The following is a 17,872-nucleotide window of genomic DNA, read 5'->3' as shown; positions in this document are numbered from 1 at the left end:
GAGGGATTTCTATGAAATTTACAGTAGTGATGCCAACCTATAACAACAGAGAATTGTTAAGAAATACCTTAGAAGCATTAAATTATCAAGAAGGTTATGATGAGAATGATTATGAGGTTGTTGTAGTAGATGATGGGTCTAGTGTAGATACATATAGTTATATAAAAGGAATAAATAAAAACTATAAGTTAAAGTATTATTATCTTGAGAGAAATCAGGACTCTTGTAGAGCAAGAACTAGAAATCATGGATGGAAAAATGCTGATGGCGATATAATTGCCTATATAGATTCTGACATAATTGTTGGAAGAAATTATTTAAAAGAGTTGGATAGGTGTTTCAGTGTAGCATCGGATATATTAGTACTAGGAAATAGATTTATGCTTAATGAAAGTATTGAATTTGATGATATTGCTACAGGAAAAATTTATGAAAAATATAAATTTGAAAAAGAAAATTTTCCAATGCTTGAAAGCAGATATTTTATGTATGAGTCATCTTCTTATAATGCAAATGCGTCATTATGTCCTTGGTTACTTTGCTATTCTTGCAATCTTGCAGTTACAAAAGAAACATTAGAGGAAATTGGAGGATTTGATGAAAATTTTAAAGAGTGGGGCATAGAAGATATTGAATTTGGATATTCTGCATACAAGAAAAAAATTCAAATAGTAATCAACAATAAATTAGAAGTATATCATCAATATCATGGAATGAGAAATGATCTTATAATTTCAGCAGCAAAGATACCAGGTTATGAGAAAAATATAGATTATTTTATAAGTAAACATCCTAAGGCTTTAAATATGAATAAGAAAAGTGCTTATAGATTTTTAGAAGGTGACAGTAAAGCTTATAAGCTATTAGAAAAGCTTGAAGTTTCTAATAATGTCGTAGAATTTAGAGATAAAAAAGATCTTCAACTGGTGAAAGATGCTATTCTTATTTTATCAAATATGCCAATGGCAAAAGTTATTGTACATGATTATGTAGAAGAAACTAATTTAGATATATGGATTCAACTTTTAGGTTATACTGATGGAACAATTTTATATTACCCAATGTCTAGAAGATTGAATAAAAAAGATATGGAAATATTTTTAGAAGAAGAGAAAGCAAGAGAACGTGAATATGATAAAAGACTTATGGAGGAATTAGTATGATAAATATTAGTTATTTAGATTACTATTTACCAGAATCTTATGAAAAGGCAAAGAATTTATTATCGGAAATTAATAATGAAGAAATAAATAGTAAGTCTCTTTTAGATTTTGGAGGATTAGAAAATGTTGCTGTAGAGTATCAGTTATCAAATTTTGAGATGCTAGATTTATTAATGAAAAGATATATAGATAGTGGTAATGAGGTAGCAGATATTGATTATATTATTTGTAATGGAGCTGATAGAGTTTTCTGGGAAGCAGAATCTATACCTCATGAAATAGCAAGTAAATATAATATCAATAAAGCAGCAATTATTCCGGTAAATCAGCAGTGTTCTACTGTTTCATCATCTATGGAGCTAGCTGATGCCCTTATATGTAGTAACAGGGGTAAGAAAATACTGATGTTAACTTTTAGTAGAGCTTATGATGTTAAAAAAAGAGTTGAAAATGTAACATTATTAGGTGATGGAGCAGCAATAATGGTTTTGGAAAAAAAAGGTGATGTTAAAGTTATTGATGTTTGTTCTAGAAGTTTTAAAAGGACGACAAATATATTAGATATGTCAAAGCTTACAGAGCTACAAAAAACAAATGCGTCTTTTTATATGAAAACAACGATAGAAGAACTACTTAGAAAAAATAACGTGAAGTTAGAGGAGATAAAATATATAATTCCTCAAAATCTAAATAAGATGTTGTCAAAATTAGATGCAAAAAATTTAGGAATTAATTATGAAAATTTCTTTGTTAGAAATATTTCAAGATGTGGTCATATAGGAGATGTAGATACTATTATAAATCTAAAAGATTTTTATGATGCTAAATTGATAGGGCTGGGAGAAAAGTATTTACTTATCACATCAGGGGCTATAGGTTCAAATTTAACATATGTAGCTGTTTTGTTTGAAAATAATTAGAATATTAAGGAGTTGTTTAAAATGGATAAAAAGATAATTGAAATATTAGCAGATATTAAGGAAGATGAAAAATTAAAAGATACATTAACAGGGGAATCAAGCATTATTGATGATGTTGGATTAGATTCATTAGAAATGATAAATTTTCTTTTAATGATTGAAGAAGAATTTAAAAAAGAAATTAATTTTGAAAGATTGGAATATTCAAATCTTTCAAGTATAAATACATTCGTTACATTCTTAGAAGCATTATAAAATCTTAATTGAAGGGTATTATAAGATATGAATCATGTTGTAGCAGCTGAATTTAATTCAGAGAAATATTGGGAGATAGAAGGTTATACTAAGCTTCCATCAATAAATGATAGCACCTCTAATAACATTATTCTATGTATGGACGAGCTTATGTTTCCATTTTTAGATAATGGTGATTTATTAATAACTAGATTTAAGTTTAATAATCATCTAAAAGATTACTTAAATAGTATAGGATTTCAATTTAGTTGTAGTGATAATATACATATTGAAGGTGACAAGAATATTTTCCAAGAAATATGCACAAATAAAGAAGCCTTGAATGAAATAAGTGAGTATATAGATAAAGATACAGTTTTATCTAGTTATTCTATTATACCTAGTTATGATAAAGCAGCGGAGTTATTAAATATAAAGTGTAAAGATATTAATTGTGATATTATAAAAAAAATTAATTCTAAAGTGTATTCATACGAACTAAACAAAAAGTTAAAGGCAAATTATGAAGGTGTTATTATAACCAATTCTAATGAAATATTAGAGCAGTTCAAAATTATTAACAAAGGTAATGGTGTAGTTATAAAAGAGCCTTATGGTGTATCTGGAAAAGGAAATTTATTTGTAAATTCTGAAGTTATATTAAATAGGGTTATAAAGTTTATTGAAGTTCAGGAGAAAAAAGGACTAAAAACAAGTTTAATAATGGAACCTTTTTTAGAGAAGGAAGAAGATTTTTCTTGTCAATTTACTATAGATGAAAATGGTAACTTTTCATTAGTAAGTGTTCAGAAAATGTTAAACTTCAAATTTAATTATGGTGGTTCTTATAGAGCTGATGAAAAATTTATTAATTGGCTTAAAGATCAAGGTTACATCGATATGATGAAAGATGTAGGCAAAGCATTGTATAATGATGGATATTTTGGAGATGTTTGTGTAGATTCTATGATTCTTAAGAATGGAGACATAGTTCCTATTATCGAGATTAACGGAAGAAAATCTATGGGATTTATAAATAATGCTATGGATGAATATCTAGAACAATTTGGTTTAAAGAGTCATTTATGTTTCTTTAAAATTGGATATAAGGGGAAAATAAATTTTAGTGAAATTTTTAAATATTTAGATGAAGAAGGATTAATTTTTTATCCATATAGAGAATCAGGAATTATTCCAATGTCAGCTAATACTATGTTTATAAATAGAGATATTGATAAAGAGTATAATGATGAAAAGTTATATAAAGGTCGTTTTTATTTATCAATAGCCACTAAAAGTATTAGCGAAGTAGCCAATATTGAAAATGAACTTAGAAGTATTTTTAGAAGACTATCAATAAATGTGTATAATTAGTAAAAATATTAATAGAAAGGATCTGCATTTATGAAGGTTGGTATATTGTGTTCCGGAGTAGCCTTAGGGGTTTACATACCAGGTTTATTGGTTAATAGAGATCTTAATAAAAAAGGAGTATCTTCTGAAGTCTTTGTTATTGAAAATCTTATAGTAGAAAATAAGAAGAATAAAATTAATAAGAATAAAGAAGCATTTCATAAGAGCTTTAAAGTAGCAAAGATGGGGCAAAAAATAGCAGGAGATATAATGGATTCAGTAGGAGAAGAAGAGTTAAATCAACTACTTAATTATTGGAGAAAAAATAACATAAAAGAATTTGTTGTAGTGTCAGGTTTTTGGCTTTCAGTTATTGAGAAATATATAGAAAAGTTTCCTGATATAAAGGTAAAGTGTCATTGTCTTCATATAGACAGTAATATGTCTCCATCATGGAAAAAGGTGAATATAAATCCAGAGTATTGTACAAGTGAATATCTTTTTAGTTATGATGAAAAGAGGCTTATTCAAGATATAGTTGTCAGTGAAGATGATCCTATTCCTTTTTCAGAAAGAGAGAATAGACTTTTGATCCATGGTGGTGGATGGGGAATGGGTACATATCAAAGTAAAATACCTGAGCTTATAGAACATGGAATACCTTTAGGTATTGTAGCTTATAGTGTAGCTGAAATACAGGAAGATAGTAATAACAAATACTACGCTCTTGATGAAAGATGGTCTCCTTGGATGAAGAGTTCTAATGGCTTATATCAATTTCCACCATTTGCTGAAGTAAAATACAATGAAAAACCGAAGTTTAAATTTAAAGAAGAATATCCAGGACTTTATGATATTACTAGAAACGTGAAAGCTGTAATAAGTAAGCCCGGTGGTTCTACTTTAGTTGATTCACTTTCTGCTGCAACTCCAATAATTACATTAGAACCATTTGGAGAACATGAACAAAAAAATGCAGATTTATGGAGTGAACTTGGTTTTGGAATAAGTTATGAAGAATTTAAAAAGATAAATTATAAGATGGAAATACTGGAAGAACTATATAATAACTTGCGTAAGGCAAGAGGAAAAAGAAATCGGTATTCTGATGAATTATATAAAAATTTAAAGTAAAAGGGTGGGATACTTATGCAACCAAAAACTAAAATTAAGTTTGATGAAGAGAGTTTTAATAGGTTAAAAAGAACTATAAGAAATATGTCTGTTACAGATAAAGAAAGACATATGAATACTAAGTATGCTACAGAAGTGCCAGATGAAGTTGGAATACAATTAACATATAAGTGTAATTTAAGATGTAAACATTGTTTTGAGTGGAGTGAAGATGGATTCTGTACAAAACTAGATAAAGAAGAGCAGTTAAGTGAAATAGATATAGATGTATTACAAAGAATTTTCGATGAAACAAAAGAAAGAAAATCAAACATGTATATCTGGGGTGGAGAGCCTTTTTGCTATAGTAATTGGGACAAGTTCGTAGATATTTTATCAAAAGATAAAAGATGGACAGTATTATGTACTAATGGGACAATGATTGATAAAAAGTTAGATTCTATATTAAAGATTTCTGATACTTTAGCTTTATTAATAAGCCTTGATGGTTTCCAAGTGGAAAATGATAATGTGAGAGGAAAAGGTACATTTAATAAGGTTATAGAAAACATAAAGATGTTAGTGGATCTTAAGAAGAAAGGGATATATAAAGGAGAAATATCTGTAAATTGTGTTATTACTGATGAAATGGTAGATAAACTATATGACTTTATGGAGTATTTCGAAGAAATTGGTGTAAACACAGTTTATTTCTGTTTTCCATGGTATATACCAGAGGAAACAGCAGATAAAATGGATATATATTTTAAAGAGAACTTTGCTTGGCTCAATACATTAGATGAGAAAGGTACGGCTAGTTGGCATTCCTATACATATAGTTTAAATAGTGATCTTATAGATACTTTGGAGAAAGAGTTAGAGAAAATTAATAATAGGGTTTGGAAAATAAGAATAAGGATACAACCGGCAGTTGAGCCCGATGAGATAAGACCATTTGCAATGGGAGAAGAACTTCCGGCTCAAAATAGGACAACATGTCTTGCTATGTCTAATAGAATGAATATAGAAGCTAACGGAAATGTAGTAATGTGCAAGATGTTTCCAGAATTTAAGGTTGGTAACATAAATGAAGGTACAGTAAAAGAAATATGGCATAATGATACGATAACAAAATGTAGAGAAAAAATAGGCTGTGGACTTATGCCTATATGTTCAAAATGCATATTATTATATCTACATGGTAAGTAAAGTAGGGGATTTAAGGATGATTAATTTAGGAATAGTTGGATGTTCTAACCTAGTATATCTTTCAATGATTTGGCCATCAAGAAAAATTAGTGATTTATGTATTTATGGAATAGCCTCTAGAAAATATGAGAAAGCAAAAGAATATGGAAAAAAGTTTAAAATACCAAATGTTTATGAAAATTATGATGACATGTTTTTAGATGAAAATATTGATGCTGTTTATATATGTTTGCCTAATCATTTGCACAGAGAATTTATTATAAAGGCAGCAGAGCATAAAAAAGATATAATAGTAGAGAAACCAGTTTGTACAAAAACATCGGAAATTAATGAAATTATAGAGGTTTGTAAAAATAATAATGTTAAACTTATGGAAGCGGTGATGATACGTAATCATCCTTGGGAAAAATATATTAGTGATTTTATAAGAGAAGAAAAATTAGGAAAGATTTTAGAGATTGAAACTAATATAACATTTATACCTAGTTATGATTTAAATAAAAATTATAGAGCTCACTTAGAGTACGGTGGTGGATGTTTTTTTGATGTTTCAATATATTGGTTACAATTTTTGGATGAGATATTGGGTATAGAAAAAATTGTTTCTTATGATGGTGAATCAGAGTTTAATGGACCAAATGGAATAGATTCTACATTTATAGCAAATGTAAAATTTCAAAACGGTACTAAGTCAAAACTTTTAGCTTCTTTTGAAAAAGAATATCAAGCTAATCATATATTAATTTTTGAAAATGGAAAAATAATAGTTCCAAACTTTTTTGCTTGTAACGTTGGAAAAAGAAAATTTAGCATAGAAATTTTTTCAAAGGATGGAGAAGAGAAAATTGAACTTCCACCAGAGAATTTTTATGAAAATCAATTAATTAATTTTGTTAGAGTATTAAAAGGCGAGATAGAAACTACATCTTATGAAACTATGAAAGGTATAGTTACTACAAGTGAGAACATTTATATGAAGGCATATGATAAGGTGAATAAAGGGGAAAAAATATGAAAGTTATAATATATGGTTTGGATCGTAGTAGAAAAGTTATTGAAAGAAATTTAAGAGGTAATTGTGAGATAGTAGGATATTGTGATGATTTTTATAGATTAGGTGTTTATAGTGATAAAAACTTAATTAAATTAGATGAAATTAAAGATACTGATTTTGATTATATTATTATTTCATCATTGAGCGAGAATAGAGTAGAAGAAATAAATAATAAATTAATAAAAGCTGGAATAGAAAAGAATAAAATATTGAAGTTCTTTTCAGTTTATAAGGAGCAATGTACATTTTTATTAGATTTACCATTAAAGAGAAGTCATAGAATATTATCGAATATGGGAAATGATATTGAAGGTATAATTTTAGGAATAAGTCATGGTGCTATTGATATTAATCCCAAATATCTAGATAAGAAGTTTTGTAATTTAGCAATGCCAATGCAAGATTTATACTATAATTTGAAACAATTAAAAACTCTAGTTTATGAATATCCTGAAAAAGCTAAAAATATTAAATATGCTATTATTGATATGTATACATATACTTATTTTAATTATGATATTTCGATGACTAATAATGCAGTATTGTACTATGAGAACAGTGGTTATAGAGAAGATGAAAAGCATAATTTTGATAATAATAAGAACTTTACAGGAACAATTCAGGAAGAGTTAGATAAGAGACAAGAAATGTATGAAAAAAACCAAAAGATATCTTTGCAGGATAAAGATAAGATGTATCAATTAGAGATTTTTAATAAATTATTCGATAGAAATACAATGGATGTTACTTTTGATTATAAAGATATAAACATATATAAAGATTATTGTGTTGACTTTCCGTTAAGAAAAGATAGAGAAAAGATAATCAGTGATGAAGAAATAGAAGAATTAAAAAGAACTGAAACTCCAAGTAGTTTACAAACATTTCAATTTAGTAAAACGTTAGCTGAAAATAGAACAGTATTTAGAGAGATACTTAAATTATTAAATGAAATTAATGAGAATATAAAAATATATCTTGTGCTAATACCAGAATATAATGAAAGGGAATTATACTTGCAAAAGCAAGAGAAATTTTGGAAGGAAAGTTTTTATAGAACTTTAGAGATTTTCAGAGAAAATTTTAAGTTTACTGTGTTAGATTTTAAAGATTATAAGGAACTTTATGCTAATAGAGATTATTATTATGATTCTGGGCACTTAAACTATAAAGGATCAGTAGAATTTACTGAGTTACTTAATAACTATATAGATTATTAAAAAGGTATAAAATATATTAGAAAAAAAGACGGCATTGTGAGCTGTCTTTTTTTTCTATAAAATTAAGATATAGAAAGCAGCTGTTATTCTAGAAATAAATAGGTGAGGTAGAATTTATGAAAAATATAGATAAAGATTTAATTAACTGGGCTATTAAGAAAATAGAAAATGAATATAAAAATGATGTTAGTTTATTATTAGGAAGAAAAGGTGCATGTAAGATACCAAGTGACGGGGAAGAAATGGCTTTTGACTTTTTTATTCCAGCAACAGATAGAGGTTATGGTCTTGCAAGAACATTTATAATTGATGATATGGGCTATGACTTATTTCCTATGTCTTGGGAGAGGGTAGAAGGATTAGCAGCATTAAATGAAGGAATAATTTTCTGTTTAGCAGATAGCGAAATTTTATATGCTAGAAATGAGGCAGATAGAGAACGTTTTGAAATACTAAGAAAGACTTTATACAATAATCTAAAAAACAAAGAATATGCTTATAAAAAGTCATTAGAAAAAATAAATTTTGCAATGGATATTTATAAGACTATGATGTTTGAAAAATCACTTTGTAGTGTAAGAAAAGCAGCAGGAGGAATTATTGAGTATTTATGTGAGGCTATAGTAATAATTAATGGAACTTATATGAAAAATGACTATGGTTATGGAGAAAGACTTAGTCAAATCAAAGAACTAAAAAAGGTGCCAAGAAATTTTATAGAAAACTATGAAAAGATAATGGAGACTAAAGAAATTGAAAAGATATTACAAATAACTCACGACATACTAGAAGAAACAAGGGATTTCTTTGATGAATTTAAGGTAGAAAGAGTATTAAAAAGTTATAACTTTGATGAACTTGCAGGGTGGTATGAAGAAAGTAGATATACTTTTAGACGTATTGAATATGCTTGTGAAAATAATAATATTGAGCAGGCTTTTTCATGGGGATGCTATTTACAAATAGAGTTTGATATTTTGTCTGAAGAAGCAGGACTTAAACCAATGAATCTATTAGGAGCTTTTGATGATAATGATTTAAGTAATTTTGCTAAATGTAGTAAAGAGATAGAAGAATATATTGTCTCTGAGATAAAGAATCATAATGTTCAATTAAGAAAATATAGTACCTTTGATGAATTTTTAAGAGAACAACAATAAAACTTTTTTTATATAGGATGGGATATTTATGAAATATAGAAATGCTTCAGAGATATTGCCGGACAAGCTATTGCGAGAAATACAAAAATATACATCAGGGGAAGCAATTTATATTCCACAAGTGAAGGAAAGACAAAAATGGGGCGAAGGTTCTGGCGCTAGACGATATTATGAAGAAAGAAATGAGAAAATATGTGAAAAGTTCAAGGTAGGTATATCTATAGAGGAGTTAGCAGAAGAGTTCAATTTATCTGTGGAAACTATTAGGAAGATAATTTATAAGAAGTAGTAAAAAGATACACTGTGAGTTAAAATAACTTATAGTGTATCTTTTGTAATAAGATAACAAATGGGTTTGTATTAGGAGAGATTTAGTTATGAAGAAGAGATGTGATGAGTTAATGAGTAACAATAAGATAATTTACCCAAGAAAAATAAATTCATATACAATAATGATGATTATAGGTAGTATTTTTTGGAGTATGGCTACAATATCTTTTGTAATTACTTTAAGGGAAAAAAACTATGATTTTGAAGAGTGCTTTATATTAGTTATACTTATTACATTGACATTACTGGCCTTTGTATATTGTATCAGAGCAATTTATATGATATTCTCAAACAATATTTTTATAGAATATAATAGTGAAGAAGTTAAGATAAGTAAAGTTTTTAGAAGAAAGATAATAAAAATTTCTGACATCAAAGAAATTAAAGATAAATCAATGTACAAAAATCCTTTTACTTATATTCAAATTGTCTTAAAGGATAAAAAGGATAGGAAGAGAAAAAATGTGGTTTTTCTTCCTAGGATATGGTTTTTGGAAGAGGATTTAAGAAAAATTATTACCTTTATAGTAAAAAATAATAAGGAGATAGATCATTATACTGATTTATGCCAATTAATAAGAAGAGTATAAAATAGTACAAGAATACTTAAATAATTTTACAAATGAATAAAATAAAAAAACATTTATGATAAATACTTGTTATAATTGAGCTTCAACACAACAAGGAACTATACATAAATGTTTCAGAAAAAACTAATTCCTCGTAAAAAGATATAAATCCAATTGAGAAATGTGGATTTCACAATTCACATTTAAAAGGTAAAAATGTATATAGTCATCAAATTGTAGTATCAGTGATTTCTTGTGATGGACTAGTGTTATCTTACTCAATAGATATTTATGATAAAAATACTATCGGATGCTTTTCTGTGTTCTTTCCAATGACTGAGGAAGGAAAGAGTAACAGTATAATTGAGGATAATTAAGCTGATGATTTAATAGATTTGTCAGAAAAAGATTTAGATATTATTTTTGACTAGAAATAATCATTTGATAATAAAAATAAACGTAAAGGAGAAAAATTATGGGGAAAATTAAGTTTTTAAATTATTCGAATGGAGAACGATTTAGCGAAAATTATCAGATGCTTTCTCATTTTTTTGAAAAGTACACTGGAAATGGATTGCAAGAAAATTGGCATATTGGCAGACTTGATTGGATGCTCAACCATGATTATACCAATCCAGAATTATTACCATTAATAGGAATGTGGGTAGAAGAGGACGAAGTAGTAGGAGTAGTTATTTTTGACATTGATCATCCACCTGTCTATTTTCTATGCGAACCAGGATATGAACATCTTTATAATGACATGTATGAGTATGCTGAAAAGACATTCAAAACCGATAAGTGGTGTGAAAATGGATACTGGGTAAAAACAGTAATTAAAGATGAAGATACTGTAAAAGTACAATTTTTAAAAGATAAGGGATTTGTTATGGATGGTTATCCAGAGGATATCTTGGAGTTAAAATGTAATGCAAATGATAAATACAATTATTCACTTCCAGAAGGTTTTTCAGTGGCAACATTCGATACTGAAAAGAATTATGAAAAATATGCTGAATTGTTGTATAAAGGATTTGATCATGAAGGAGAAGAAGAACCTGATGTCACATATGATTCAGTAGCATTTAGAGAACCACATTGGAATGACTCACTAAAAATACTTATTAAGTCTTCCAATGGAGAATGGGCTTCACATTGTGGTATTTGGTATACACCTGGTGATGAAACAGCTTATATTGAGCCTGTCGCAACAATACCTAAATACAGAAAAAAAGGCCTGGCAAAAGCTGCAATCTACGAAGCAGTGAATCGATGTGCAGATTTGGGCGCTAAAAGAGCAATTGTAATATCTGATATGGATTTTTATTATACAATTGGATTTAAGAAATCTTCTCATTATTATCAAGTAGCAAAGTATTTGTAATTAAATATAAAGCTACTTAGATATATGAGTTCTTTATTCCAGAAAGAGGAGCATATAAAAGGATACATTTCTACATGATATATAAGATTTAATAATAAGGCTCTGGTTTAGTTCAATATATTAAATTTAGGTTATTTTAAATACTTCTCTGGATTTAGTGATATTTCTTTTACATCAGAAAAGAATAATGAACAGTGGTATCCATCAGCAACTGCATGATGAACTTGAATAGTTAATGGCATAATGATCTTATTATCTTCTTTAAAATACTTTCCCCATGTTACCATAGGAAATAAAAAAGGAGTACTTCCTTCATTATTTACATTAAAAGATGTATAGGTAAACCAAGGTAAACACGAAACAATGAAAAAGTTATTTTGAAACTTTGTAGTAAAATTAGCATTTTCTTTATATTTGTTTAAACTATTCTCCATGTCCATGTAGAAATTTGCAAATACATTATTAAATGATGTATATAAATCGCTCATTACCTTAGTTTTATTATTTAATACAGAATAACTTGGACCAATCTCATCAAAAAATCCTAATCTACCTTTCTCATCAAATGCCATTTTAAACTCTTTATAATTATTTATAACTTTTGAAACAATCCATGTAAAGGTTGGATAAAATCTCAACTTATTAGTTTTTGTGTAATTATAAAGATTTGTAATATCAATATTAACAGTTATACTGTATGTACATTTTGCATTATTAAAGAAATGATTAAAACGTTCTTTCCTATCCCAAGTATTCAAATCAATTACATTGAATCCCATCCTTTATTCTCTCCTTATATTTAAGTTTGATATTTTTATTATACATTAATTATGGGTTGTTATCCCATAAAAATAAAAATATTACATAAATATTGGCATTCTATTTTTAAATTCCTTCATCATAGTATAGTTATGTTGTATATAGTACTATGTACTATTAAATTTTTAGTTTTAATCGTTTCTTTTTTAAACTAAAAGTATCCTAAATAAACACCCAATTATAAAGGAGAAAATAAAAAAAGGCGGCTACAAAAGCTGCCTTTTTTCGTCAAAAGGAAAAATATGAAAACAAGTTATTATATATGATATTTTAATTAAATAATAAGTAGATTTTATGAAGAAAAAACAGTGACAACATCAACATACAATCTAGTAGGTGAAGCATTATCAGAAAGTGATGGTAATGGTGTTACACAAAAAACATCTTACACCTATGATAAAAATGGTAATAAATTAACTGAAACTAACTGGTTAGGTAATACAACAACTTATGTTTAAGATCCATTAAACAGGGTTATAGAAAAGATTGATGCAAATGGCAAGACTATTGAAAAACTAGAGTACAATATTAATGACACTCAAAGTAAATCAATAGATGCATTAGGTAATGTAAAACAATATTTCTATGATAAAAACAAGAGAGTAATAAAAACAATAGATGCAATAGGTGTAGCAACATATGAAAGTTATGATGAAGTAGGAAATACAGCAAGTAAAACTGATGGTAATGGAAATATTACAAAATATTAATATGACTATTTAAACAGACTTATAAAAGTAACAGTAAGCAATAACGGCATCGATGAAAATACATGTTATACATACGATGGTAATGGAAACATGTTAACTCAAACTGATGGTAAAGGTAATGTTACAACTTATCAATATAATGTAGGAAATAAAGTATCTAAAAAGATAAGTAGCGGAGAAAATGAAGAAACTTATACTTATTATGGTGATGGTTCATTAAAAACTAAGGTAGATAGAAACAGTGTTGTAGCAGAATATATCTATGATATCCTTGGAAGAAAGATAGAAGAAAAAGTAGGAGATTCTGTAGTAAAATATACTTATGATAATAACAACAATATATTAACTATCACTAACAGTGAAGGAACTACAACTAGAACCTATGATGAGTTAAATAGCGTAACTTCAAAAACAGTACCTTATATAGGAAAAACTACTTATGATTATGATGTAACAGAAGGAATAGAAAACTTACAAGATGGATACTATGGTGAAATAACAATAGATCCAAAAGGAAATAAAGTTATTAAAATCTATGACAAAGTAGGAAGACTAGTAGAAGTAAGAGCTGGAGAAGATATTACAAAATATAGCTACTATGATAATGGAAGTCTTCAAAAAGTAACACTTTCAAATGGATATTCTGAAGAGTACACTTATAATGAAGATAATACATTAAAGCTATTAGAAAATAAAAATGCAGAAGGAACAGTAATAGAAAGCTTTAGCTACACTTATGATGGAGCTAAAAATATCTTAACAAAGGTAGATTGTAAGGGAATTACAACTTATGCTTATGATAGCTTAAACAGACTATGGAAAGTAACTGAACCAACAGGAAAAGTAACTAGCTACACTTATGACGAAGCAGGAAATAGAGCAAGTGAAACAGTAACAGAAAGTAGTAAAACAACATTAAATACATATAGTTATGATGGTAGAAATAGACTAGTTTCTATTAGAACGTCAATAAATAATATTATTTCTGAAATGGTAGAATATACTTATGATAATAATGGAAACCAATTATCAAAAGTGGAAACTACTTATGTAGATGGCACTATAACTTACGAAGGAATAACAACTTACAGCTATGATGTATATAATCAACTAATAGAAATAAATACAGCCAGCGGAGTCCATGAAACATATACTTATAATAGCGAAGGCTATAGAGATTCAAAAACATCTAACGGTAAAGTAATAAGATACCTTTATGAAGGTGATAAGGTTATTTTAGAAGTAGATGGAGACAACAATGAAAAAGCCAGAAGTGTTTATGGAAGTAAGTTAATCTCAAGAACAATAAATGGAGAAAACTTATACTACTTATACAATGGACATGGTGATGTAACTAAGCTTGTAAATAGCAAAGGAAAAGAAGTAGCATCATACTACTATGACGCTTTTGGAGAAATAGTAGAAAGTAGTGGAGAAGCAGATAATCCAATAAGATACGCAGGATATCAATATGACGAAGCTACAGGACTATATTATCTAAATGCAAGAATGTATGATCCAACAGTAGCGAGATTCTTACAAGAAGATACTTATACTGGTGATGTTAAAGATCCGTTAAGCTTGAATTTGTATACATATTGCCATAACAATCCATTGATATATGATGATCCTACAGGACATATTCTTGATACAATATTAGATGTGGTATCAATAGGATATGATATAGTAGAATTATGCAAGAATCCGAAAAGTATATCAAATTGGGTATCACTGGGGGCAGATATAGGATGTGCTTTATTACCAGTTGCAACAGGTGGAGGAGCGGCAGTAAGAGCAGGTTCAAAAGCAGCAAAGACAGCGAGTAAAGGAAAGAAAGCATCAAAAGCAGCAAAAGCAGCGAGTAAAGGAAAGAAAGCATCAAAAGCAGCGAAGACGGTGAGTAAAGCATCAAAGGTAAAAAAAACATATAGTGCAGCAAAGAAAGCAAAAGATACTTATAAGGCAGTAAAGAATGGCGTAAAATCAGTAAGTACAGTAAAAGATTTAGCAACTAAGGGAAGTAAGGCAATAGATGCAGTAAAAACTGTTAATAAGTTAGAAGACTTATCGAAGTTAGATAATATAAAGAATATAGATAAGATAAGTGAAATAACAAACAAAATAGATAATGTAAAAGATATAAGTAACAATTTAAAGAATGTAGACAACTTAAATAATTTACCTGTAAAATATGAAAATAGATTACCAGTAGAATATAATGAAGATTTTGCTAAGTTTCAAAATGATCCTTTGGGATATATGAAGTCTAATGGTATTGGTGGTACTAAGGGGGGAAGTAACCCTAAAACAATGAGTTGGAATGAATTCCAATCAGCAAATGCAGGTAAATATGATAATGCTGGAATGAGTGATGCATGGAAACAATATAAAGATGCTAATGGAATTGGAGGGAAAACTACAACTATAGGTTCTCATGGTAATTCATTATCAAATCTAAATACTAATTATGGATATGCTTTAGTTGACAAAGATACTGGAGAAATATTAAAATTTGGAGAGACGATACATCCGAACACTAGATATACACAAGAGTTTTTAGATAATAATAATGCTACAATGAAAATTTTGGAAAGTGGTAGTAAAGCAGATATACATAATTGGCAACATGATATGATTGTGTATTATTATAATAAATATAAAATGCTGCCACCATTAAATAAAAGTAGATGGTAAACGGAGGAATGGTAATATGGATTTAAATATTAATTCACCATCATATTATAAGGATATTTATGGTATTGATGATGAGGTTTATAGAATGTGTAGAGAAATAAGAAACTTTATGAAAGATAAGAAATATAGCGATATTATTGATATTGTAGCAATAACCCCAGTAATTGCACCAGAAGATTTGGATGTGGATTCTAAATGGAGAAATAGTATTAATTATCGAATAAAATATAGAGTAATTGACATTAGGAAAAGTATAGATTTTGATGAGTATGTTAAATCAGATATTGATAATAAATGTAGGTTAATTATTAAAAACATTTTAGAATCCGTAAAAGCTATTAGTCGTAAAGGGAAATTGGATTATGATAGATTTCAAAAAGATTTATTAGAGTTTTTGGAAAAGGAACAGTACATTTAGAATTGATGTGGATAAAAAATGAGCTTTATAACTTTAAAAAGTCAATGCAACAAATTGTTAATAAAGTAAGAAATGGTAATAAATTTTGTCGCGTCATTCTAATAGTGCAGTGAAAGAAGTTAAAAAGGTTAATGTTTCAGTAATTGAGGCATTAATCTTTTTTCTTTATTAAAATATAGATAGTTAGATAAAAAATAAAATGATTTGTTATATTTATTTCATTGCTGTATATGCTTTTAATTTTAAGAATGTAATTTACGTTACGTACATTTGAAATAATGAGCAGAAGAATGTGGGAAGTAAAGTATCCAAGAAGATAAGTAGATATAAGTGGTATTATAGCAAAATATATCTATAACATCTTTGGAAGAAAGATAGAAGAAAAAGTAGGAGATTCTGTAGTAAAATATATTTATGATAGTAATGGAAACCAATTATCAAAAGTAGAAACTACTTATGTAGATGGAACTACAACTTACGAAGGAATAACAACTTATAGCTACGACGTATATAATCAACTAATAGAAATAAATACAGCTAGTGGAGTTCATGAAACATATAGCTACAACAGTGAAGGATATAGAGATTCAAAAACATCTAACGATAAAGTAATAAGATACCTTTACGAAGGTGACAAAGTAATCTTAGAAGTAGATGGAGAAAATAGCGAAAAAGCTAGAAGTGTATATGGAAGTAAGTTAATCTCAAGAACAATAAATGGAGAAAACTTATACTACCTATACAATGGACAGGGTGATGTAAATAAGCTTGTAAATGGTGAAGGAAAAGAAGTAGCATCATACTACTATGACGCCTTTGGAGAAATAGTAGAAAGTAGTGGAGAAGCAGATAATCCAATAAGATACGCAGGATATCAATATGACGAAGCTACAGGATTATATTATCTAAATGCAAGAATGTATGATCCTACAGTGGTAAGATTTTTACAAGAAGATACTTATACTGGTGATGTTAAAGATCCGTTAAGCTTGAACTTATATACTTATTGCCATAACAATCCATTGATATATGATGATCCTACAGGACATATTATTGATACAATATTAGATATGGTATGAATAGGATATGATATAGTAGAATTATGCAAGAATCCGAAAAGTATATCAAATTGGGTATCACTGGGGGAAGATATAGGATGTGCTTTATTACCAGTTGCAACAGGCGGAGGAGCAGCAGTAAGAGCAGGTTCAAAAGTAGCAAAGACAGCGAGTAAAGCATCAAAGGTAAAAAAATCATATAAAGCTGAAAAGTAGGCAGAAAAAACATATAGTGCAGCAAAGAAAGCAAAAGATACTTATAAGACATTAAAGAATGGAGTAAAATAAGTAAGTACAGTAAAAGATTTAGCAACTAAAGGAAGTAAGGCAATAGATGCAGTAAAAACTGTTAATAAGTTAGAAGACTTATCGAAGTTAGATAATATAAAGAATATAGGTAACAAAAGTGAAATAACAAACAAAATAGATAATGTAAAAGATATAAGTAAAAATTTGAAGAATGT

The 17,872-nt window shown here is 28.0% G+C and carries 17 protein-coding genes and 1 pseudogene; 17 read left to right on the top strand and 1 reads right to left on the bottom strand.

Annotated elements, in window-relative coordinates; genetic code table 11:
• Positions 1 to 11: 11 nt before the first annotated feature.
• From CM240_RS15765 to CM240_RS17030, 13 genes and pseudogenes are all read left to right on the top strand, one after another.
• On the top strand, positions 12 to 1,163 hold the full coding sequence (locus CM240_RS15765; RefSeq protein WP_044040481.1) for a glycosyltransferase family 2 protein: 1,152 nt from the start codon (positions 12 to 14) through the stop codon (positions 1,161 to 1,163).
• The gene (locus tag CM240_RS15760; RefSeq protein WP_044040480.1) at positions 1,160 to 2,083 is read left to right on the top strand and encodes a 3-oxoacyl-[acyl-carrier-protein] synthase III C-terminal domain-containing protein; all 924 of its coding nucleotides are present in this window, start codon (positions 1,160 to 1,162) and stop codon (positions 2,081 to 2,083) included. Before CM240_RS15765 ends, CM240_RS15760 begins: the two co-directional genes overlap by 4 nt.
• A 21-nt stretch (positions 2,084 to 2,104) precedes the next feature.
• Positions 2,105 to 2,338 carry an acyl carrier protein gene (locus CM240_RS15755; protein ID WP_044040476.1) on the top strand — a complete coding sequence of 78 codons (234 nt, stop codon included), beginning with the start codon at positions 2,105 to 2,107 and terminating at the stop codon, positions 2,336 to 2,338.
• Positions 2,339 to 2,365: 27 nt separating this feature from the next.
• Entirely contained in the window at positions 2,366 to 3,691 is a 1,326-nt protein-coding gene (locus tag CM240_RS15750) for an ATP-grasp domain-containing protein (protein WP_044040475.1), read from the top strand.
• Between the two features lie 30 nt (positions 3,692 to 3,721).
• On the top strand, positions 3,722 to 4,804 hold the full coding sequence (locus CM240_RS15745; protein WP_044040474.1) for a glycosyltransferase family protein: 1,083 nt from the start codon (positions 3,722 to 3,724) through the stop codon (positions 4,802 to 4,804).
• Between the two features lie 15 nt (positions 4,805 to 4,819).
• Complete coding sequence (locus tag CM240_RS15740; RefSeq protein WP_044040472.1) at positions 4,820 to 5,992, top strand: radical SAM/SPASM domain-containing protein; 1,173 nt, start codon at positions 4,820 to 4,822, stop codon at positions 5,990 to 5,992.
• 16 nt (positions 5,993 to 6,008) lie between these two features.
• Positions 6,009 to 7,007 (top strand): Gfo/Idh/MocA family protein, encoded by a 999-nt coding sequence (locus CM240_RS15735; protein WP_051483902.1) that lies wholly within the window; start codon positions 6,009 to 6,011, stop codon positions 7,005 to 7,007.
• The gene (locus CM240_RS15730; RefSeq protein WP_044040471.1) at positions 7,004 to 8,266 is read left to right on the top strand and encodes an SGNH/GDSL hydrolase family protein; all 1,263 of its coding nucleotides are present in this window, start codon (positions 7,004 to 7,006) and stop codon (positions 8,264 to 8,266) included. The genes CM240_RS15735 and CM240_RS15730 overlap by 4 nt, the downstream gene beginning before the upstream one ends.
• Positions 8,267 to 8,382: 116 nt before the next feature.
• The gene (locus tag CM240_RS15725; protein ID WP_044040470.1) at positions 8,383 to 9,426 is read left to right on the top strand and encodes a hypothetical protein; all 1,044 of its coding nucleotides are present in this window, start codon (positions 8,383 to 8,385) and stop codon (positions 9,424 to 9,426) included.
• Between the two features lie 28 nt (positions 9,427 to 9,454).
• A complete protein-coding gene (locus CM240_RS15720; RefSeq protein WP_044040468.1) occupies positions 9,455 to 9,715 on the top strand; it encodes a CD3324 family protein in 261 nt (86 codons plus the stop codon).
• An 88-nt stretch (positions 9,716 to 9,803) separates the two neighbouring features.
• Positions 9,804 to 10,346 carry a hypothetical protein gene (locus tag CM240_RS15715; protein WP_044040467.1) on the top strand — a complete coding sequence of 181 codons (543 nt, stop codon included), beginning with the start codon at positions 9,804 to 9,806 and terminating at the stop codon, positions 10,344 to 10,346.
• A 110-nt stretch (positions 10,347 to 10,456) separates the two neighbouring features.
• Positions 10,457 to 10,633: pseudogene (locus CM240_RS18240) on the top strand (IS701 family transposase); the annotation flags it as partial.
• A 167-nt stretch (positions 10,634 to 10,800) separates the two neighbouring features.
• On the top strand, positions 10,801 to 11,709 hold the full coding sequence (locus CM240_RS17030) for a GNAT family N-acetyltransferase (RefSeq protein WP_051483901.1): 909 nt from the start codon (positions 10,801 to 10,803) through the stop codon (positions 11,707 to 11,709).
• 131 nt (positions 11,710 to 11,840) lie between these two features.
• Here the strand turns inward: CM240_RS17030 and CM240_RS15705 are convergent, their stop codons facing one another.
• Positions 11,841 to 12,488 (bottom strand): CatA-like O-acetyltransferase, encoded by a 648-nt coding sequence (locus tag CM240_RS15705; protein ID WP_044040466.1) that lies wholly within the window; start codon positions 12,486 to 12,488, stop codon positions 11,841 to 11,843.
• Positions 12,489 to 12,836: 348 nt separating this feature from the next.
• Here CM240_RS15705 and CM240_RS17685 point away from each other — a divergent pair, with 348 nt between their 5' ends.
• From CM240_RS17685 to CM240_RS18165, 4 genes are all read left to right on the top strand, one after another.
• Positions 12,837 to 12,986, top strand: a complete 150-nt coding sequence (locus CM240_RS17685; protein ID WP_162148699.1) for a hypothetical protein — start codon at positions 12,837 to 12,839, stop codon at positions 12,984 to 12,986.
• Positions 12,987 to 13,328: 342 nt separating this feature from the next.
• Positions 13,329 to 15,932 (top strand): RHS repeat domain-containing protein, encoded by a 2,604-nt coding sequence (locus CM240_RS15700; RefSeq protein WP_051483900.1) that lies wholly within the window; start codon positions 13,329 to 13,331, stop codon positions 15,930 to 15,932.
• 16 nt (positions 15,933 to 15,948) lie between these two features.
• Complete coding sequence (locus CM240_RS15695; protein WP_044040465.1) at positions 15,949 to 16,350, top strand: Imm44 family immunity protein; 402 nt, start codon at positions 15,949 to 15,951, stop codon at positions 16,348 to 16,350.
• A gap of 326 nt (positions 16,351 to 16,676) precedes the next feature.
• Positions 16,677 to 17,429 carry an RHS repeat-associated core domain-containing protein gene (locus CM240_RS18165; protein ID WP_084485551.1) on the top strand — a complete coding sequence of 251 codons (753 nt, stop codon included), beginning with the start codon at positions 16,677 to 16,679 and terminating at the stop codon, positions 17,427 to 17,429.
• The last annotated feature ends 443 nt before the right edge of the window (positions 17,430 to 17,872 follow it).

Origin of the sequence: Clostridium bornimense (genome assembly GCF_000577895.1) — a bacterium.
GTDB classification, from domain to species: Bacteria; Bacillota; Clostridia; order Clostridiales; family Clostridiaceae; genus Clostridium_AN; species Clostridium_AN bornimense.
This window is presented reverse-complemented; position numbering and strand designations above follow the sequence as displayed.